Source organism: Stenotrophomonas sp. STEN225 (genome assembly GCF_056756445.1).
The window spans coordinates 394043-413566 of the sequence record NZ_JBRRBV010000001.1; the positions used below are offsets into that span (position 1 = coordinate 394043).

A 19524-nucleotide genomic window follows, 5' to 3' on the forward strand; every position below is an offset into this window, starting at 1 on the left:
CCAGCCCGCCGTGACAGCGGGCCCCTGCCCTGATTACTCCAGCGCGAAGCGCAGCACGAACAGCACGGCCACCAGCCACACCGCCGGATGCACCTCGCGCCAGCGGCCAGTGCCGGCCTTCAGCGCGGCGTAGGCGATGAAGCCGAAAGCCAGTCCATTGGCGATGGAGTAGGTGAACGGCATCGCCAGCGCGCACAGGGCCGCCGGCACCGATTCGGTGAGGTCGCTCCAGTCCACTTCCACCAGCTCGCGCAGCATCAACCCGGCAACGAACAGCAGGGCCGGTGCGGTGGCGTAGCTTGGCACCATCGAGGCCAGCGGCGAGAACAGCAGGGCGGCCAGGAACAGCGCGGCAACCACCAGGGCGGTGAGGCCGGTACGGCCGCCCACCTGCACGCCCGAGGCGCTTTCGGCGAATGCCGTGGTGCTGCTGGTGCCCAGCATGGAGCCGGCGACGATTGCCGTGCTGTCGGCCAGCAGTGCACGGCCGAAACGCTTCTGCGCACCTGGCAGCTTCAGCAGGCCGGCGCGGCCGACCACCCCGTACAGCGTGCCGGTGGCATCGAACACCTCCACCAGCACGAACACCAGCACCACCTGCAGCAGTACCGCGATGGGGGCACCGCCGTCGTGGTGCAGCAGGCCCGGCAGGTCCAGCTGCAGGAAGGTCGGCGCCAGGCTTGGCGGCAGGGACACCAGTCCCTGGTACTGCACGTCGCCCAGCGCCCAGCCGGCCCCAGTGACCGCCAGGATGCCGATCAGGATCGCACCACGGATGCGGCGCGCCTCCAGCACGGCGATCAGCAGGAAGCCGGCCAGTGCCAGCAGCGGAGGGGCGGTGTTGAGCGGGCCCAGCGCCACCAGCGTGTCCTCGTTGCCGATGATCACCCCGGACTTCTGCAGGGCGATGATGGCCAGGAACAGGCCGATGCCGGCGACGATGGCCGAGCGCAGTGACGAAGGAATGCCGGATACCAGCCAGGCACGCACGCCGGTCAGCGACAGCACCAGGAACACCAGGCCGGAGATGAACACTGCCGCCAGCGCCTGCTGCCAGGGCAGGCCGGCGGCGCCGACCACGGTGAAGGCAAAGAACGCGTTCAGGCCCATGCCCGGAGCCATGCCGACCGGGAAATTGGCTGCCAGCGCCATCACCGTGGAGCCCAGCGCGGCCGCCAGGCAGGTGGCGACAAATACCGCACCCGCATCCATGCCGGTGGTGCCGAGGATTTCGGGGTTGACGAAGACGATGTAGGACATCGTCAGGAAGGTGGTGACACCGGCCAGCAGCTCGGTGCGCACGGTGGTGCCGTGCTGCTGCAGCTGGAACAGGCGTTCGAACAGGGACATGGGGCTTCTCGTGAAGGTGTCTCCCGGCAAGCGGGCGACCCACAGAAGGAGAAAGGCCGCGCGAGCGCGGCCTTTCCTGTTGCGTTACTTCAGTGCCTTGAAGCGCAGGCGCTTCGGCGCAGCGTCATCGCCCATGCGGCGCTTCTTGTCTTCCTCGTACTCGCGGTAGTTGCCCTGGAAGAACTCCACGTGCGAGTCGCCTTCGAAAGCGATGATGTGCGTGGCGATGCGGTCCAGGAACCAGCGGTCGTGCGAGATCACGAAGGTGTTGCCCGGGAACTCCAGCAGCGCGTCTTCCAGCGCACGCAGCGTTTCGATGTCCAGGTCGTTGGACGGTTCGTCGAGCAGCAGCACGTTGCCACCCTGCAGCAGGGTCTTGGCCATGTGCAGGCGGCCACGCTCACCACCGGACAGCGAGCCGACCATCTTCTGCTGGTCCTGGCCCTTGAAGTTGAAGCGGCCGATGTAGGCGCGCGACTGGATCTCGATGCCGTTGATGTTGAGGATGTCCAGGCCACCGGCGATTTCCTGGAAGACGTTGTGGTTGCCTTCCAGCTTGTCGCGGCTCTGGTCCACGTAGGACAGCTGCACGGTCGGGCCGATCACGATCTCGCCCGAATCCGGCTTCTCCTGGCCGGTGATCATCTTGAACAGCGTCGACTTGCCGGCGCCGTTCGGGCCGATGATGCCGACGATCGCGCCCGGCGGAATCAGCATCGACAGGTTGTCGATCAGCAGGCGGTCGCCGAACTTCTTGGACACATTCTTGAACTCCATCACCATGTTGCCCAGGCGCTCGCCCGGCGGGATGAAGATTTCGTTGGTCTCGTTGCGCTTCTGGTAATCCTGCGACTGCAGCTCTTCCAGGCGGGCCAGACGGGCCTTGCCCTTGGAACGGCCGCCCTTGGCGTTCTGGCGCGACCACTCCAGTTCCTTCTGGATCGCCTTCTGGCGGGCCTTTTCCTGGTTTTCTTCCTGCTTCAGGCGCTCATCCTTCTGCACCAGCCATTCGGTGTAGTTGCCCTTCCACGGAATGCCGCGGCCGCGGTCCAGTTCCAGGATCCACTCGGCGGCGTTGTCCAGGAAGTAGCGATCGTGGGTAACGGCCACCACGGTGCCGGTGTAGCGCGCCAGGAACTGTTCCAGCCATTCCACCGACTCGGCGTCGAGGTGGTTGGTCGGTTCGTCCAGCAGCAGCATGTCCGGCTTCTGCAGCAGCAGGCGGCACAGCGCGACGCGGCGCTTTTCACCGCCGGACAGGTTGGCGATCTTGGCATCCCACGGCGGCAGGCGCAGCGCATCGGCAGCCACGTCCAGCTGGTTTTCCAGGGTGTGCGCGTCGCCGGCGGCCAGGATCGCCTCCAGGCGCTCCTGTTCCTTGGCCAGCGCGTCGAAGTCGGCGCCTTCCTCGGCGTAGGCGGCGTACACCGCCTCCAGCGCAGCCTGGGCCTGCAGCACTTCGCCCACGCCTTCCTCGACCGACTCGCGCACGGTCTTGTTCGGGTCCAGTTCCGGTTCCTGCGCCAGGTAGCCGACCTTGATGCCCGGCTGCGGGCGTGCCTCGCCCTCGAAATCGGTATCCACGCCGGCCATGATCTTCAGCACGGTCGACTTGCCAGCGCCGTTCAGGCCCAGCAGGCCGATCTTCGCGCCCGGGAAGAAGGACAGCGAGATGTCCTTGATGATCTGCCGCTTGGGCGGGACCACCTTGGACACGCGGTTCATGGTGTAGATGTATTGCGAGGACATGAGGTCTCCGTAGGCGCGACCCTGCGCCCGACCGTCACGGGAGGTTTCCCGGTGCGGCAGCGGGCACAGACTTGAATGGAATACCGCCAATTATAGCCGGAACCGGTTACCCGCCGCGCCACCGGGAGCCGGCCGGGCTGGCCGCGGCCTGAATCGCCGTCACAGTCCTGAAGCGGGAAGCGTTTCCAGCCGGAAACGGTTCAGATCCGGTGCGCAATATGGGGTCACCACCACCCAAGCAGAGGTCTGACATGCGCATCAATCGAGTAATGGCCGGAGCCGTGGCCTCTGTGCTGGCGCTCGGCGCGGTTGCCCCGGCATTTGCCGACGACGACCATCGCGGCCGCGGTCACGACCGCCGCGAGTGGCGGGAGGATCGTCGCGAGTGGCGACAGGACCGTCGTGACTGGGAGCGCGACCGCCGTGAGGCCCGGCGCGATTACCGGCAGGACCGCCGCGAGTGGCACCGTGACCATGACCGCTACTACCGCCCGGCACCGCCGCCGCGTGTGGTCTACCGCCCTGCCTACGGCCCCGGCTATGGCTGGAAGGTGGGGCACCGCTACCGCGACTACTATCGCGGCCCGATCTACGTGGTGAACGACTATCCGCGCTACCACCTGCGCCGTCCGCCGCATGGCCACCACTGGATCCGCGATGACCGCGGCAACATGCTGCTGGTGGCCATCGCCACCGGCGTGATCGCCCAGTACGTGCTCAGCAGCCGCTGAGGACCCCGCAACATCACTCGGAACCATACGGGGCCGGATTCCTTCGAGGGATCCGGCCCCGTCCGTTTCGGCCCCAGCCGGCCGGTGCGGGGCTACAATCAGGGGCTGAGCCGTACACCCCCTTTCCCTGCCTGCTGGAGTACCCGATGTTCCCGCGTGACGTCCGCATCGAATCCTACGATCCCGAACTGGCCAAGGCCATCGCCGCTGAGACCCAGCGCCAGGAAGACCATGTCGAGCTGATCGCCAGCGAGAACTACACCAGCCCGGCAGTGATGGAAGCGCAGGGCAGCCAGCTGACCAACAAGTACGCCGAAGGCTATCCGGGCAAGCGCTACTACGGTGGTTGCGAATACGTGGACATCGCCGAGCAGCTGGCGATCGACCGCCTCAAGCAGCTGTTCGGCGCCGACTATGCCAACGTGCAGCCACACAGCGGCTCGCAGGCCAACCAGGCCGTGTACTTCGCGCTGCTGCAGCCCGGCGACACCATCCTCGGCATGAGCCTGGCCCACGGCGGCCACCTCACCCATGGCGCCAAGGTGAACGCCTCGGGCAAGCTGTTCAACGCCGTGCAGTACGGCGTGAACGACCAGGGCCTGATCGACTACGACGAAGTCGAGCGCCTGGCCCTGGAGCACAAGCCGAAGATGGTCGTGGCCGGCTTCTCGGCCTACTCGCAGGTGATCGACTGGGCACGCTTCCGCGCCATCGCCGACAAGGTCGGCGCCTACCTGTTCGTCGACATGGCCCATGTCGCCGGTCTGGTCGCCGCCGGCGTCTATCCGAGCCCGCTGGACCACGCCCACGTCGTCACCTCCACCACCCACAAGACCCTGCGCGGCCCGCGCGGCGGCATCATCGTCGCCAAGGGTGCCGATGAGGACCTGGTCAAGAAGCTGCAGTCGATCGTGTTCCCGGGTATCCAGGGCGGTCCGCTGATGCACGTCATCGCCGGCAAGGCGGTGGCCTTCAAGGAAGCGCTGGAACCGGCCTTCAAGACCTATCAGCAGCAGGTGGTGAAGAACGCCCAGGCGATGGCCAACACGCTCATCGCGCGCGGCTACAAGATCGTCTCCGGCGGCACCCAGAACCACCTGATGCTGGTGGACATGATCGGCAAGGACGTGTCCGGCAAGGACGCGGAAGCGGCACTGGGCAAGGCGCACATCACCGTCAACAAGAACTCGGTGCCGAACGACCCGCGTTCGCCGTTCGTGACCTCGGGCCTGCGCCTGGGTACGCCGGCGGTGACCACCCGTGGCTACACCGAGCAGGACTGCGTGGATCTGGCCAACTGGATCGCCGATGTCCTCGATGCGCCGAACGATGACGCCGTGATCGCCCGCGTGCGCGACGCCGTCAGCGCGCAGTGCCGCAAGTACCCGGTCTACGGTTGATCGGGTAATGGAGTCGGATCCCTTCCCGCAGGGAAGGGCTCTGACCCCGGGCCAAGTAGATCAACGCACATGGATGAGCGTATGGATGAACGTCTGCACAAGCGCCTGCAGCTCGTGCAGGCCCTGCTGTTCGGGCTGCCAGGCGTGCTGCTGGGAGGCACCGTGGCCTTGGTGGGCGTGTATTCCGGCCTGATGCAGGAAACCCGCCTGCCGAGCCGGCTGCTGCTGGTGTGCTGGGGCACCGCCGGGGCGCTGGGCATTGTTGCCTGGTTGTACATCGGCGCCGGTTTCCTGCTGCAGGGCCGGTCTGGCCTGCAGGCAGTGGGCCGGGTGTGGTGGGCGTTGCTGGCGCTGGGCGCGCTGGCAGCAGTGCCCGCCGTCGTGCTGGGGCTGGTGGTCGGCCTGACCGAACGCATGGACGGCTTCAGCCTGTTGCTGTTCGGCCCGCCGCTGTTGCTGCCCGCGGCGCATCTGGCCTGGCTGCGCTGGCGGCCTGCTCACCTTCCGGGCGCCTGACTTTTCAGGCAAGTCGCATGGTGGTGTAGGGATGGCATGTCCAGCCTCACGCATCAGGGTGTTTCTGAGTATCTGGGTGCATCTGGGACGGCTGCAGGGTTGCCCTTGACGAGGGACCGTACAGCACATGAAATTTGCCGGAAAGCCCCTTCTCAGGTACCTTTGCGACGCTGCCATGACCGTGGCATTAGGTTGTCCCCTGAGCCAGGCGTTCCATGTATTGCCCCTTCTGCCAACATGCCGATACCCGGGTCATCGACTCGCGCGTCTCTGAAGACGGCGCGACGATCCGCCGTCGGCGTGAGTGCGAGGCCTGCAACGAGCGCTTCAGCACCCTGGAAACCGTCGAACTGAAGCTGCCGGCCATCGTCAAGAGCGATGGCACCCGCGAGGCCTTCGACCAGCGCAAGGTACGCGCCGGCTTTGATCGCGCGCTGCAGAAGCGTGCCGTGCCGGAAGACAAGATCGAAGCGGCGGTGCGTGCGGTGGTCCATCAGTTGCGCCTCAGTGGCGAGCGTGAAGTGCCTTCGATCAAGGTGGGCGAGTTCGTGATGAACGAGCTGCGCAAGCTCGATCACGTGGGGTACGTGCGATTCGCTTCGGTCTACCGCAGCTTCGAGGATGTGGCCGATTTCCGCGAGGAAATCGAAAAACTGGAACGCGAGCTGCCGGCCAGCACCGAACAGCTGCAGCTGTTGGGCGATGTGATCGCCCTGGCCAAGAAGAAGAAGGGCTGACCGCCTCTGCGGTGGCCTGTGCCAACCTCGGTTGGCACTGATGGCGCATCCACTGGTGGGTGCCAACCTTGGTTGGCACCGATGGCATGGATCAACACCGGCAGCGTTACCATGGCCAGATGACCACCCCATTCTCCGTACTCGACCATCTGCACATGGCCAGCGCGCTGCGTCTGGCCGAGCGCGCCGCCTACACCACCCGCCCCAATCCGATGGTCGGCTGCGTGATCGCCCATGGTGAACGTGTGGTCGGGCAGGGCTGGCACCAGCGTGCCGGTGGCCCGCATGCCGAAGTGTTCGCGTTGCGCGAGGCCGGTGGTGAGGCGCGCGGTGCCACTGCCTACGTCACCCTTGAGCCCTGCGCGCATTACGGGCGCACACCCCCCTGCGCACTGGCACTGATCGAGGCCGGTGTATCGCGTGTGGTCGCTGCGCTGCGTGATCCCTTCCCGCAGGTCGATGGCGGCGGATTCGACCTGCTGCGCGGCGCCGGCATCGAGGTCGCCGAAGGGCTGATGGCAGCGCAGGCCCGCGAGCTCAACAAGGGCTTCCTGTCACGCGTGGAGCGCAATCGCCCGTGGCTGCGGGTGAAGCTGGCCGCCAGCCTGGACGGGCGTACGGCGATGGCCGACGGCACGTCCAAATGGATCACCGGAGCAGCGGCGCGCGAAGACGTGCAGCACTGGCGTGCACGCGCCGGCGCGATCCTGACCGGTGCCGATACCGTGCTGGCCGACGATCCGATGCTGACCGTGCGCCTGGCCGATGCCGAGGTGATGCCGCCACTGCGCGTCGTGCTCGATTCGCGCCTGCGTTCGCTGGAATGCAGCCGCGTGCGCGAGGGTGGGGCACCGACGCTGTACCTGCATGATGCGGCGGTCAGTGCACCCGATGCAGCCGATGCCGAATTCGCCAGCGTGCCCAGTACCGACGGCCGTCTCGATCTTGGCGCGATGCTGATGCTGCTGGCCGGGCGCGGCATCAACGAAGTGCACACCGAAGCCGGCGCTACGCTGGCCGGTGCGCTGCTGCGCGGCGGTTGGGTGGATGAGCTGCTGCTGTACCAGGCGCCCACCCTGCTGGGGGACCGCGCCCGCCCGCTGCTGGCCGGACTGGGCATCGAGGCGATGCAGCAGCAACGCCGGCTGCGCGTGGTCGAGCAATGCCAGGTGGGTGAGGACCTGCGCCTGCTGCTGCGACCGTAGCATTGGCAGGCGGCGGACGAGACGGACGCGCGGTAGCCGGGGTGCTCAGTCGTGGAGCAGGCTTGGGGGAACATCCCCCGAGATACGCCGGTCCCATGCCTCGAACGGCAGCAATGTCAGCAGAATGGCCTGGTACAGCTGGTCTGAACGTGCCTCATGCACGTCGCCATGGCGATAAGAGGACCACCCCACCACATGGGGGCGATGCAATGCCGCCGGCGCACTGCGAAGGTGGACGGCGTAGGCGCTGAAGAACACATCGCTGTGCTGCGCCTGCCGCCGGGCCCGGCCTGGCGCAATGCCCGGTAAAGCGCGAACGTGGGCGCCGGGTCGGGCAACGCGCAGGCGAGCGTGAATCGACCAATCTCGGGACTGCCCAGCGGCAGGAACGCCTCGGCGCAGGTGGCCGTCGACAGTCGCGCCAGCAGTGCATCGGTGACATCCTGCATCTCCGCCGCCGAGGGCGGCACGATCTGCTGCTGCCGCAGCCAGGTGGGCAGATCATCGAGGCTGCGCTGCCAATCGATTCCGTTGCGAGGAACAGCGGCAGCGTCCCACAGGGCCAGCTGGTCGCGCGCAGCCGGATCGTGCTGAAGAACAACACGCGCCTGCAGCGTGTACTCCTGTTCCGGCGTGTGTGGCGCGGCAATGCACACGCCGGTGAACAGACAGGACAGAGCGGCGAGCAGGCGCATGTCAGGGGCCGGGAAGGTGCTGCAGGATCGGCCCCGGCATCCTGTGAAGCAATGCAACAAGTTGCAAACGGGGTCATGCAGCGCATGTCCCCGCTGCGATGCCATCATCACGCGATCAGGTGCATTCGAGTGTCGCCGGGTATGGCCCAGCGCTACCACTTAGCGGCTCAGGTGCATTCGTCGGTCCACATCATCTCGGCCAGCGGGCGCAGTGCCTTGCACTCCTGCGTCATCTCCTCGACCGACTGCACCTGCGCTTTGGCCTTCAGCTCTTCGGCCATCGCGTCCACGCCGCTGATCTGGTCGGGCGCGATCTTCGCCACGCAGCTGCGGTGCTGCTGCAGCAGCAGGTCGCAGCCGGGTATGCCGGTCACTTTCGGCGCGTTGGCCGCCTGCGCGTCCTGCATCCAGTCCTCGAACGGAGCCAGCGCACCGGCCACGGTGCCCACCAGATCATCGAAGTTGCCGCTGTACCAGTAGCCGTTGTCCTTGGCCGGGTAGAGGGTGAAGGTGCCGCTGACCGGCACGCGTGCACCACTCTGCAGCGCCTGGGTGTAGGCGTCGGTGAACTGCTTGCGCGAGGCCGGGCTGGCATGGTCGGCCAGGCTGGCGGCGAACAGCGGGCGGACCTTGCCCAGGTCGGGCACCTGGCAGGTGTAGGTGATCCGCGCCAGCTTCTGGTCTTCAACGTATTCGTTGTCTTCGATCACGCTCTGGGTTGCGCGGCACTTCGAATCACGCAGCGCCTTGGCGTACAGCGCTTCGGTGGCCGCAGCGTCGATCGAAGCGCCGGTGCTGGCCAGTACCGTCTGCCAGGGTTCGGCCAATGCCTTGGCCAGCGCGCCCGGGTTTGGGGTCACGGCGTCCTGGCCCTCGAACGCCGGCTTCAGCGCGTCGTTGAGCGTGCGCGTGGCGGTCGCGTCGTCTTCCAGCAGTACGCGGGAATAGAGATCGAACGTCTGTTCGGGGCTCAGCTGCGTCGAGGCGGCGCTGGCGAACAGGGGAGCGCACAACAGTGCAGTGGCCAGCAGGGAGCGCAGGGGGGTCTTCATGACAGTGATTCCGGGTCCAGAGGCGGGCAAGCCTAGCGCATCTGCCCACGCTTTCGATGGCGCGATGCAGCCAGGTAACGGTGTGCAGCGGAAAAAAAACGGGCCCCTTGCGGGGCCCGTTCGATCGCACGACGAGGATCGGGCAATCAGAAGCTGGCGCGGACGCCGGCCGAGAACTGGGTGACATCGCGCTGGCCGGAGACTTCTCCCACCAGGCCCCAGGTCGGGGTGAAATTGATCTGGCCACCGACGGTGCCGACCCAGGTGCCCTTGAAGTCGTTGCCGCCATCCATGTAGCCGGCCTTGGCCCACGCTTCGGTCTTCGGCGAAGGCTTGCCACGCACGCCCATGGTGGCGCGGGCCAGGTTGGTGTGATCCTTCAGGTGTTCGCGGCCGAACAGATCCGATTTCACGGTCAGCTCGGCGTTCTGGCGCACCCAGGCGATGTCGGCGGTGTAGTCCAGGCGGTCCGTCCACGGCATGTGGTAGCCGATGCCCAGCTCAGGCTGGTCCAGTTCGAACTTGGCCGACGCACCGGTGAAGTGGTAGCTCTTGCTGGTACGCGACCAGCTGCCGAACACGTGCACCTGCTCGGCCAGCGCGAACGAACCGCGCACGTAGCCGCCGTCAAGCTTCGGGTCGTTGAAATCGCTGTCGTCGGTCTTGACCTGGGTCCAGCCACCTTCGACGTAGGTGTAGCTCAGCCCTTCGGCGGCCGAGGCCAGCGGAGCGACGGCCAGCAGGCTGGCGATGATCAGGAGCTTGCGCATGGGAATTCCTGTGAATTGCAGTCCATTGGCGGGCGCGCCGGAGGCGCAGCCCGTGGCGACCTCATGTCGTCCGCGGCGAATTTTAATGAAAGTTTTACAAAATGCGAGAGACAGCCGTCACAGGCTGGGCAGGCTTGGGGTCAGATCCGTTTCCCGCCGGGAAACGGCTGCGGCGCCGGGCATCCCACCCCGTTCAGCCCGGGCTGGTACACTTGCTGCGCCGGTTCGCCGGTACACAAACGTCTTCAGGGCGGGGTGCAACTCCCCACCGGCGGTAGGTGCGCAAGCACGAGCCCGCGAGCGCCCCGGCCCACGGCCGGGGGTCAGCAGATCCGGTTCAAGGCCGGAGCCGACGGTCATAGTCCGGATGAAAGAAGACGGTGCCACAGGGCTCATGCCCTGCGCGTGCCTGTTTGCCTTGCGGCGTTTTTCGCTCACATCCTGCGGAGAACGTTACTTGTTTACTGGAATCATCGAAGGCGTCGGCCGTCTGGCCGCACGCGAGTCCATCGGCGGCGATGTCCGCTTCACCTTCAATGTCGGCAACCTGCCGTTCGACCACGTGCAGATGGGCGAAAGCATCGCCATCAACGGTGTCTGCCTGACGGTCATCGCATTCGACGCCAACAGCTTCCAGGCCGATGCCTCCACCGAGACGCTGGGCCTGACCACGCTGGGCCAACTCGAGCAGGGCGCGGTCATCAACCTCGAGCGTGCCATGCGCCCGACCGATCGTCTGGGTGGGCATCTGGTCAGCGGCCACGTTGATGGCCTGGGCCAGGTGCTGTCCATCCACGATGACGCGCGCGCCCAGCGCTGGCGCTTCGCCGCGCCGGCCTCGCTGTTGCGCTACATCGCCAAGAAAGGCTCGATCTGCGTGGACGGCGTCAGCCTCACCGTCAACGAAGTGGACGAGGAAGGCTTCGAGGTCGCGCTGATCCCGCATACCGTGGCCAACACCGCCTTCTCCGCCTCCGGCGTGGGCAGTGCGGTGAACCTGGAAATCGACCTGGTCGCCCGTTATGTCGAACGTCTTGTCGGCGGGCACCTGCAGGGAGGCGCCGCATGAACTTCGCGCCGATCCCCGAGATCCTGGAAGACATCCGCCAGGGCCGCATGGTCGTCATCGTCGATGACGAGGACCGCGAGAACGAAGGCGACCTGATCATGGCTGCCGAGCTGGTCAAGGCCAGCGACATCAACTTCATGGTCACCCACGGCCGAGGCCTGGTGTGTCTGCCGTTGACCCGCACCCGCGCCGCCGACCTGGGCCTGGCGCCGATGGTGCAGGCCAACACCGCGCAGTTCCAGACCAATTTCACCGTCAGCATCGAAGCGGCCGAGGGCGTGACCACCGGCATCTCCGCCCATGACCGCGCGCATACCATCCGCACCGCGGTGAAGCCCAACGCGCGGCCGTCGGACCTGCACCAGCCCGGCCACATCTTCCCGCTGATCGCCCAGCCGGGCGGCGTGCTGACCCGCGCCGGCCACACCGAAGCGGGTGTGGACCTGGCCATGCTGGCCGGGCTGGAACCGGCCGGCGTGCTGGTGGAGATCCTCAACCCGGACGGCAGCATGGCGCGTCGCCCGGAGCTGGAAGTGTTCGCCCGCGAGCACGGCCTGAAGATGGGCTCCATCGCCGACCTGATCGCCTACCGCCTGGCCACCGAGAAGACTGTCGAACGCGTCGATGAGCGCGACATCGATACCGAGTTCGGCCCGTTCAGGCTGGTGACCTACCGCGACCGCATCGCCCACGACCTGCACTTCGCCCTGGTCCGCGGCACTCCCGACGCTGGCACGCCTACCCTGGTGCGCGTGCAGGTGGAGAATCCGCTGGCTGACCTGCTGCACTGGCGTCGTGACGATTTCGGCGTGGCCGCCACCGACGCGCTGCGTGCGATCGCCGCCGAAGGTGCCGGCGTGATGGTGGTGCTGTCGGCGCCGCGCGATGGCGAGGCGCTGCTCGCCCGCCTGCGCCAGCAGCCCGCACCGGTGGTGCCGGGCAAGGACAAGGATGTGGGCCAGTGGCGCCGCAATGGCGCCGGTGCGCAGATCCTGTCCGATCTGGGGCTGGGCAAGCTGCGCGTGCTGGGCACGCCGCGCCGGCAGATCGGCCTGGCCGGCTATGGCCTGGAAGTGGTGGAGACGGTGGCCCTGTAACGGTCGCCCCGTGGGGTCGGAGGCCGCGGTGCGGGATCCGACCCCGGTAGCGCCGGGCCATGCCCGGCGGATGCCAGGCCCCCGCCAACCACGGCCGGGGCCCATCCACGCTAGAATTACCCCTTATCGAGTCCCCCAAGCCGCATATGAGCCACTACGAAGGCGATCTTCGCACTCCCGAGTCGGCGCGCTTTGCCATCCTGGCCAGCCGCTGGAACGCCCGCATCACCGATACGCTGGTGGCCGGCGCGCGCCAGAGCCTGGCCGGCAACGGCATCACCGAAGCCAACATCGACGTGATCCGGGTGCCGGGCGCCTGGGAACTGCCGCTGGTCGCCGCACGCCTGGCCGCCGCCCATGAACACGCCGCCATCCTCACCCTCGGCTGTGTGATCCGCGGCGACACCCGTCATTACGAACACGTGGCCGACCGCTGCGCCGAAGGCCTGATGCGCGTGCAGCTGGATTTCGGCGTGCCGGTACTGAACGGCGTGCTGGCGGTGGAACGCGTGGAAGATGCCGAGGCCCGCGCCGGCGGCAGCCACGGCAACAAGGGCGAGGAGGTCGCACTCGCCGCATTGGAAATGGTCAATCTTCTGGAGCAGCTGCCATGAACAAGAACACCCAGGGCAAGCCCTCCGGTAAACCCGTCCGCCGCGATGGCATTGATCCGGTGCTGCGCTCGCGCGCGCGCCGTCGTGCCGTGCAGGCCGTCTATGCGTGGCAGATCTCCGGCGGCAACGCACAGTCGCTGATCGCCCAGTTCGCGCATGAGCAGGCCCGCGAGATCGCCGATCTGGCGTACTTCGAGGCGCTGATGCACGGCGTGCTCGACAACCGCACCGACATCGACGAAGCGCTGGCCCCGTATCTGGACCGTGGCATCGAGGAAGTCGATGCCATCGAACGCGCTGTGCTGCGCCTGGCGGCGTACGAGCTGCGCTACCGCCTGGACGTGCCGTACCGCGTGGTGATCAACGAGGCCATCGAATCGGCCAAGCGCTTCGGCTCCGAACACGGCCACACCTACGTCAACGGTGTGCTGGACCGCGCCGCCGTGGAATGGCGCAAGGTCGAATCGGGCCACTGACCCGATCGCTGTAGAGCCGTGCCCTGCTTGGCTCACCGCGCAGGCCACGGTTGCGTCCGGCAGTGCGGCGCGTGATCGAACTGCAGCCGAGCATGGCCCGGCTGCTACATAAGAGCAGAACGCCCCATGTCCCTGGCCGAATTCGCCCTCATCGACCGTATCCGCGCCCGTACCGCCGAGCGCGATGACGTGCTGCTCGGCATCGGTGACGATGCCGCGCTGCTGCAGCCGCGCGCGAACGAACAGCTGGTGGTGACCGCCGATACACTCAACAGTGGCGTGCACTTCCCGGTGGAGACGCCGGCCTTCGATATCGGCTGGAAGACGCTGGCGGTCAATCTGTCCGATCTTGCGTCGATGGGCGCGCGACCGGCCTGGTGCACCCTGGCGCTGTCATTGCCGGAAACGTCCGAAGACTGGATCGAGGCATTCGCCGATGGCTTCTTCGCATTGGCCGACCAGCATGACGTCGCGCTGATCGGGGGTGACACCACGCGCGGACCGCTGTCGTTGTCTGTCACCGCAATGGGCCAGGTGGGCCGTGGTCAGGCCCTGCGCCGCGACCGTGCACAGGCCGGCGATGACATCTGGGTCAGTGGCACGCTGGGGGATGCGGCAGGTGCGCTGCGCCTGTGGCAACAGGGGGCGCTGAACGTGGCCACGGCCACGTTGCTGGCCGATTACGAAAGCCTCCGCCTGCGCCTGCTGCGGCCGACGCCACGCGTGACCCTCGGCCTGCGCCTGCGTGCCTTCGCGCATGCGGCAGTGGATGTGTCCGACGGACTGCTGGCCGATCTGGGCCACATCGCCCGCCTCAGTGACGTGGCAGCGCATGTCGATACCGATGCGTTGCCGATCTCGCACGCGCTGCGTGAGCTGCTCGGCCGCGATGGCGCGCGCGACTGTGCATTGCGTGGCGGAGACGACTACGAGTTGTGCTTCACCGCGGCCGCCGATCAGCGCGACGCACTGCATTACCTCGCCGAATCGCTGGACCTGCCGCTCACCCGCATTGGCCGCATCGCCGAAGGGCAGGGCGTGCACGTGGATGGCGAAGTGGCCGACGGTGGTTATCAGCACTTCGCCTGACGAATGAGAACGCCGGGCATGGCCCGGCGCTACCGTCCTGACACGGACGGCGTTCATGCACAGGGCGGCGCCTCATGCAGGAGGCAGCACCTTGCCCGGGTTGAGGATGCCATCCGGGTCCAGCGTGGCCTTGATCGCGCGCATGGTCGCCAGCGTGGCGGGAGTGAACGCCTGCGCCATGAAATCGCGCTTGGCCAGGCCAATGCCATGTTCACCGGACAGTGTGCCGCCCAGCGCCAGCGTCAGCGCGAAGATCTTCGGCAGCGCCGCATGCGCTCGCGCGCTCTCATCGGCATCGTCCGGGTGGTACAGGATGTTGACGTGCAGGTTGCCGTTGCCGGCATGGCCGAAGGTGACGATGGTCAGGCTGTACTGGCCTGCCAGCGCCTGTACCCCGGCAACCAGGTCGGGAATGCGCGATACCGGCACCACCACGTCTTCGTTGATCTTGCCGGGCGCAACGCTGCGCAGTGCGGGCGACAGTGCCTTGCGCGCCGCCCACAGCTGGTCGCGTGCGCGGCCCTCCATCGCTACGTCCAGTTCCATCATGCCGTCGCCTTCGGCAGCGCTGGCCAGCGCCTGCAGCAGGTAGGGCAGGGTGTCGTGGTCGCCATCGGCCTCGACCAGCAGCATCGCGCCGGCCTCCGGTACGTCGGCGCCATTGAGGCGCAGCAGTTCCAGGCTGCGCGCGTCCATGAACTCCAGGCGGGTGGGTACCACCGGCTGCGACATCAGCCGCGATACCGCGGCGGCGGCGGCATCGGCATCGCGGTACAGCACGCGCAGTCCGGCCTGCGCGACCGGCAGCGGCGTCAGCTTCAAGGTAGCTTCCACGATCAGCGCCAGGGTGCCCTCGCTACCCACCAGCAGGTGGGTCAGGTCGTAGCCGGTTGCATCCTTGGTATAGGCACCACCGCAGCGGATCACCTCGCCGGTGCCGGTGACCGCGACCAGCCCCAGTACGTTGTCTCGGCTGGTGCCGTACTTCACCGCGCGTGGGCCACCGGCATTGCAGGCGAGGTTGCCGCCGACGCTGCAGATCTCCGCGCTGGACGGGTCCGGCGCCCAGAACAGCCCATGCGGTGTCAGCGCCTGCTGCAGGGCGCCGTTGAGCACGCCAGGCTGCACCACCGCGCAACGATCACCGGCACGGATCTCGACGATGCGATCCATGCGGGTGAACGACAGCACGATGCTGCCCGGCAGGGGCACCGCCGCCCCGGTGGTGCCGGTGCCCGCGCCACGCGCGACCAGGGCCACGCCGTGCACACGGCAGGCGCGGACCAGCGCCTGCACCTGTTCGGTGTCGGCCGGCAGCGCGACGGCGGCGGGGCGTTGACGGCGCCATGAGTTGTCCTGCGCGTTCGCCTCCAGCGCGGTGTCATCCATGCGCCAGCCCTCCGTGCCCAGCAGGGCGGACAGTTCGGCAACCAGGGCAGCGGGCAGGGCAGGGCTCATGTTGGATCTCGTGGAACAACCGGTACGGAGTGGATGGCCTTGCAGGCGGCTTCTGCGCCGGGCATCGGCACGGCAGCGTGGGTGATGATCGAGGGCATCAGCAGTCGTCCAGCCGGAATGCGTCGCGCAGCCAGTGCAGCTGTGGCGGTTCGCCGCTGGCCTCGACCACGTCGAAGCGGCAGGGCGCATCGGCCAGTGCAGGATGCGCCTGCAGGTACAACTGTGCGGCCTGTACCAGGCGCCGGCATTTGCGGGGGTCGACCGAGGCGGCAGCGCCGCCGAAGTCGCTGCGCGCGCGGTACCGGACCTCCACGAAAACCACTGTACCGGCGTCGTCCATCACCAGGTCCAGTTCACCGCTTCGATAACGGACATTGCGCGCGCGTGGCTGCAGCCCGGCCTGTTGCAGGTGCAGCTCGGCGGCGGTTTCCACCGCCGAGCCCCGCTGCGTGCGCTCAGCGACCACCGACGATCGGCATCGGCCGGCCGCCGCTGAAGGTCGACCACGCCGGCTGGCGCAGGATGTTGCCATTGCCATCGAGGAACAGGGTGCCGGTGGCGCCTTCCAGGCCGCCTTCGTTGGCCAGCTTGTCCAGATAGCTGCTGATCTTCCACGCGTCGGCGCCGAAGGCGAACAGGCGGCCGGCGGCACCGCGCGCGCTGGGCAGCGTGCTGGCGACCTGGCTGGCCGACGGCAGGCCGGAGACACTGCGCACGTTCCAAGCTTCATTCGGGTAGACGATGCCGTCCAGTGCCACGTCTTCCTCCACCTTGCCGCTGCCGATGGTCAGCTGGGACGTGCCGACGCGGGTGGCGCCGCCGACACCGGCCAGCGCCAGCTGCGGCGCGAGCAGCCGCGCCTGCGGAGCGCGCACGGCGAGAAACACAGCGTCGACCTGGCCGGCATTGCGCACCTGGGCGCCGACATCGCCCACCGCTTCAGGGACCGATACCGTGGCGGCCACCTGGCCACCGCGCTGGGTGAAACGCTGGGAGAAGGCCGCGGCGGCGCGGCGGCCGGTATCGTCGCTGCTGCTGATGACCAGGGCGCGATTGCGCTCACGGCCGCGCAGGTATTCGGCGGCGACGATGCCGTCGTCTTCCGGGGCGAGCGAGAAGCCGGCGCTGCCGGCCGGCGGTGAATCCTTGCCACGGTTCAGCGCCAGCACCGGCACCTGCAGCGGCTGGCGGCCGTATACCGCATCCACTTCATCGCGGCCCAGCGGGCCGACGACGAAGTCGGCACCGGAGGCCACTGCCTTGTCGTAAGCAGCCAATGCACCGGCCGGCGTGCCGGCGGTATCGAAGAAATTGATGTCCGGGCGGCGGCGCGATTCGCCGTAATAGGCGGCGAGCAGGCCATCGCGCACCGGCTGTGCCGCAGTGGCAAGGCGGCCACTGAGTGGCAGCAGCACGGCCAGCTTCGCCGGCGGGCGGTAGCCATCGCTCATTGCCGGCGGGCGCTTGCTGGTGTCGAACTGGGCGGCACCGTCGCGGTCGAACGGACGCGGAAGCGGCAGGCCGCGGGCGATCAACGCACGGCCGGCGAAGTTGTACAGCGGATCGTTGGCCGGCAGCGCGGCGGCACGGCTGCGCAGGGTGGCATCGTCGAGGGTGCCAAGCAGGCCTGAAATGGCCGCCTGGTTCTCGTTGCGCGCGCTGCCGGTGAGGCCGGCCTGCGCGCGTGCGCGGTCGCTGGCGGCGCCGAAGGCATCGCCAGTGGCCTGCAGGGCCTGGGCACGGGCGAGCAGCCAGCGCGTGCGCAGGCCGGGTGCGACGTTGTCGCCAGTGTCCTTGAGCAGGGCCAGCGCCTGTGCGGGTTGCTTGTCAGCCAGTGCCAGCTCGGCGCCGGTCAGCTGGTAGCGCTGCAGGCTGGCACCGGACAGCTGGCGGGCGCTGAGCTGTCCCAGCAGGCTGCGCGCGCGGGTGCTGTCGCCGGCCAGGTGCCACGCCCAGGCGGCATCGGCCAGGGCATTGCTGCGCGCACTGCCGCGCAGGGTGGCCGCCAGGCCCTCCAGCTGCATCGCGGCGTCGCGCGGCTTGCCCTGTTCGATCAGCGCAAGGGCCTGGCTCTGGGCCGGCGATTCGGGCGCGCTGGTGAAGCTGGTGGTGGCACAGCCGGCCAGGAGCATCAGCGACAACGAAAGGGCGGAGATGCGTGCGGCGGGCTTGTTCATGATCGGGTCCATGCGATGAGGGCAGCGGCCTTGGCCAGGTACACGCTAGGATTCTACCCTTGCCCCGTGAGTACCGCTGAAATGAGTGTCCCCACCCTGTATGTCGTCGCCACGCCGATCGGCAACCTGGCCGATCTGAGTCCGCGCGCACAGGAGGTGCTGCGTTCGGTAGCGGCGATCTGTGCCGAAGACACGCGGCGCAGCGGCCAGCTGTTGTCCCATTTCGGCATCCAGCAGCCGCTGGTGGCGCTGCACGAGCACAACGAAGACGCCCTGGCGCAGCGACTGGTCTCGCGCCTGCAGGCGGGCGAATCGCTGGCGCTGGTCAGCGATGCCGGCACGCCGCTGGTCAGCGATCCCGGCTTCCGCCTGGTACGGGCCGCGCGTGCGGCGGGCATCCGGGTCAGCCCGGTTCCGGGTGCCTGTGCCGCCATTGCCGCGCTCAGCGTGGCCGGCCTGCCCAGCGATCGCTTCAGTTTCGAGGGATTCCTGCCGGCCAAGGCCAGCGGGCGCCGCGACCGGCTGCAGGCGCTCGCCGGCGAGGTGCGCACGATGGTGTTCTACGAATCCTCGCACCGGATCGCCGAGTCCCTGGCGGACATGGCTGCAATCTTCGGTGGTGAGCGGCCTGCGGTGCTGGCGCGGGAGCTGACCAAGTTGTTCGAGACCGTGCTGGATGGCGATCTGGCGGCCTTGCTGGCAACGGTCGAGGCCGACGAGAACCAACGCAAGGGTGAGTTCGTGGTGATGGTGCAGGGGGCCGGTGACGATGAGGAAGCGCAGTTGGCCCATGGCCGTCGCGTCTACGCCACATTGAGCGAGCACCTGCCGCCGTCGACCGCCGCCAAGCTGGCCGCCGAGCTGACCGGCGCACCGCGCAAGGCGTTGTACGGCCGGTAGCGCCGGGCCATGCCCGGCGTGCGCGTCGCGCGGCATCGAACAGCCACCGGGCAGGAACCACCCGCGTACGGTAGAATGCGCGCTGGCGGAGCCGGCCAGACAGTCGCGTCATCCCTTGCGGGGTGCCGAGGAAAGTCCGGGCTCCACAGGGCAAGGTGCCAGGTAACGCCTGGGCGGCGCAAGCCGACGGAAAGTGCAACAGAAAGATACCGCCTACGTCTTCTTCGGAAGGCCGGTAAGGGTGAAATGGTGCGGTAAGAGCGCACCGCGAGTCTGGTAACAGACCGGCACGGCAAACCCCACCTGGAGCAAGACCAAATAGGGATCCTTTGGCGCGGCCCGCGTTGGATCCGGGTAGGTTGCTTGAGCGTTGCGGTGACGTAACGCCTAGAGGAATGACTGTCCACGACAGAACCCGGCTTATCGGCCGGCTCCGCCT

At 67.7% G+C, this 19524-nt stretch carries 19 protein-coding genes, 1 other RNA gene and 1 riboswitch; of the genes, 12 read left to right on the plus strand and 8 right to left on the minus strand.

The window, feature by feature from the left end; genetic code table 11:
- Positions 1 to 33 precede the first annotated feature (33 nt).
- Together ACVOJ1_RS01805 and ettA are read right to left on the minus strand one after the other, a co-directional pair.
- Positions 34 to 1350: an NCS2 family permease gene (locus tag ACVOJ1_RS01805; protein ID WP_053518892.1), complete on the minus strand. Its 1317-nt coding sequence runs from the start codon at positions 1348 to 1350 to the stop codon at positions 34 to 36.
- 84 nt (positions 1351 to 1434) lie between these two features.
- Complete coding sequence (gene ettA, locus ACVOJ1_RS01810; protein WP_005415249.1) at positions 1435 to 3099, minus strand: energy-dependent translational throttle protein EttA; 1665 nt, start codon at positions 3097 to 3099, stop codon at positions 1435 to 1437.
- A gap of 251 nt (positions 3100 to 3350) precedes the next feature.
- On the opposite strand from ettA, the gene ACVOJ1_RS01815 reads away from it, so the two are divergent.
- From ACVOJ1_RS01815 to ribD, 5 genes are all read left to right on the plus strand, one after another.
- Positions 3351 to 3830: an RcnB family protein gene (locus tag ACVOJ1_RS01815; protein WP_065175826.1), complete on the plus strand. Its 480-nt coding sequence runs from the start codon at positions 3351 to 3353 to the stop codon at positions 3828 to 3830.
- Between the two features lie 146 nt (positions 3831 to 3976).
- Positions 3977 to 5230, plus strand: a complete 1254-nt coding sequence (gene glyA, locus ACVOJ1_RS01820; protein ID WP_053518895.1) for a serine hydroxymethyltransferase — start codon at positions 3977 to 3979, stop codon at positions 5228 to 5230.
- Between the two features lie 81 nt (positions 5231 to 5311).
- Entirely contained in the window at positions 5312 to 5746 is a 435-nt protein-coding gene (locus ACVOJ1_RS01825; RefSeq protein WP_346479922.1) for a hypothetical protein, read from the plus strand.
- Positions 5747 to 5961: 215 nt separating this feature from the next.
- Positions 5962 to 6483: a transcriptional regulator NrdR gene (gene nrdR, locus ACVOJ1_RS01830; RefSeq protein ID WP_053518899.1), complete on the plus strand. Its 522-nt coding sequence runs from the start codon at positions 5962 to 5964 to the stop codon at positions 6481 to 6483.
- A 119-nt stretch (positions 6484 to 6602) separates the two neighbouring features.
- Entirely contained in the window at positions 6603 to 7688 is a 1086-nt protein-coding gene (ribD, locus tag ACVOJ1_RS01835; RefSeq protein ID WP_346479923.1) for a bifunctional diaminohydroxyphosphoribosylaminopyrimidine deaminase/5-amino-6-(5-phosphoribosylamino)uracil reductase RibD, read from the plus strand.
- 116 nt (positions 7689 to 7804) lie between these two features.
- Here the strand turns inward: ribD and ACVOJ1_RS01840 are convergent, their stop codons facing one another.
- From ACVOJ1_RS01840 to ACVOJ1_RS01850, 3 genes are all read right to left on the minus strand, one after another.
- Positions 7805 to 8383, minus strand: a complete 579-nt coding sequence (locus tag ACVOJ1_RS01840; protein WP_346479924.1) for a hypothetical protein — start codon at positions 8381 to 8383, stop codon at positions 7805 to 7807.
- Positions 8384 to 8550: 167 nt separating this feature from the next.
- Positions 8551 to 9435 carry a hypothetical protein gene (locus ACVOJ1_RS01845; protein ID WP_263177322.1) on the minus strand — a complete coding sequence of 295 codons (885 nt, stop codon included), beginning with the start codon at positions 9433 to 9435 and terminating at the stop codon, positions 8551 to 8553.
- 146 nt (positions 9436 to 9581) lie between these two features.
- A complete protein-coding gene (locus ACVOJ1_RS01850; RefSeq protein WP_053518907.1) occupies positions 9582 to 10205 on the minus strand; it encodes a hypothetical protein in 624 nt (207 codons plus the stop codon).
- A gap of 237 nt (positions 10206 to 10442) precedes the next feature.
- A riboswitch (FMN riboswitch) is annotated at positions 10443 to 10588 on the plus strand.
- 74 nt (positions 10589 to 10662) lie between these two features.
- Between ACVOJ1_RS01850 and ACVOJ1_RS01855 the strand changes: the two genes are divergently transcribed.
- The 5 genes from ACVOJ1_RS01855 (at position 10663) to thiL (ending at position 14550) form a co-directional block, all read left to right on the plus strand.
- A complete protein-coding gene (locus ACVOJ1_RS01855) occupies positions 10663 to 11274 on the plus strand; it encodes a riboflavin synthase (protein ID WP_111186317.1) in 612 nt (203 codons plus the stop codon).
- Positions 11271 to 12371: a 3,4-dihydroxy-2-butanone-4-phosphate synthase gene (gene ribB / locus ACVOJ1_RS01860; RefSeq protein ID WP_053516472.1), complete on the plus strand. Its 1101-nt coding sequence runs from the start codon at positions 11271 to 11273 to the stop codon at positions 12369 to 12371. Before ACVOJ1_RS01855 ends, ribB begins: the two co-directional genes overlap by 4 nt.
- Before the next feature lie 146 nt (positions 12372 to 12517).
- Positions 12518 to 12985: a 6,7-dimethyl-8-ribityllumazine synthase gene (ribH, locus tag ACVOJ1_RS01865; RefSeq protein ID WP_010481977.1), complete on the plus strand. Its 468-nt coding sequence runs from the start codon at positions 12518 to 12520 to the stop codon at positions 12983 to 12985.
- The gene (gene nusB, locus ACVOJ1_RS01870) at positions 12982 to 13461 is read left to right on the plus strand and encodes a transcription antitermination factor NusB (RefSeq protein ID WP_128989124.1); all 480 of its coding nucleotides are present in this window, start codon (positions 12982 to 12984) and stop codon (positions 13459 to 13461) included. The genes ribH and nusB overlap by 4 nt, the downstream gene beginning before the upstream one ends.
- A 126-nt stretch (positions 13462 to 13587) precedes the next feature.
- Positions 13588 to 14550, plus strand: coding sequence for a thiamine-phosphate kinase (gene thiL, locus ACVOJ1_RS01875; RefSeq protein ID WP_111186316.1), 963 nt, complete (start codon positions 13588 to 13590; stop codon positions 14548 to 14550).
- A 72-nt stretch (positions 14551 to 14622) separates the two neighbouring features.
- Here the strand turns inward: thiL and ACVOJ1_RS01880 are convergent, their stop codons facing one another.
- The 3 genes from ACVOJ1_RS01880 to ACVOJ1_RS01890 all read right to left on the minus strand — a co-directional run bounded on the left by ACVOJ1_RS01880 (position 14623) and on the right by ACVOJ1_RS01890 (position 18185).
- A complete protein-coding gene (locus ACVOJ1_RS01880) occupies positions 14623 to 16008 on the minus strand; it encodes an FAD-binding oxidoreductase (RefSeq protein WP_065182807.1) in 1386 nt (461 codons plus the stop codon).
- A gap of 97 nt (positions 16009 to 16105) precedes the next feature.
- A complete protein-coding gene (locus ACVOJ1_RS01885; RefSeq protein ID WP_065182806.1) occupies positions 16106 to 16474 on the minus strand; it encodes a YraN family protein in 369 nt (122 codons plus the stop codon).
- A complete protein-coding gene (locus tag ACVOJ1_RS01890; RefSeq protein ID WP_197600897.1) occupies positions 16464 to 18185 on the minus strand; it encodes a penicillin-binding protein activator in 1722 nt (573 codons plus the stop codon). Before ACVOJ1_RS01890 ends, ACVOJ1_RS01885 begins: the two co-directional genes overlap by 11 nt.
- Before the next feature lie 81 nt (positions 18186 to 18266).
- Between ACVOJ1_RS01890 and rsmI the strand changes: the two genes are divergently transcribed.
- Together rsmI and rnpB are read left to right on the plus strand one after the other, a co-directional pair.
- Entirely contained in the window at positions 18267 to 19085 is an 819-nt protein-coding gene (rsmI, locus tag ACVOJ1_RS01895) for a 16S rRNA (cytidine(1402)-2'-O)-methyltransferase (protein ID WP_053516466.1), read from the plus strand.
- A gap of 87 nt (positions 19086 to 19172) precedes the next feature.
- Positions 19173 to 19524: RNase P RNA component class A (gene rnpB / locus ACVOJ1_RS01900), an RNA gene on the plus strand.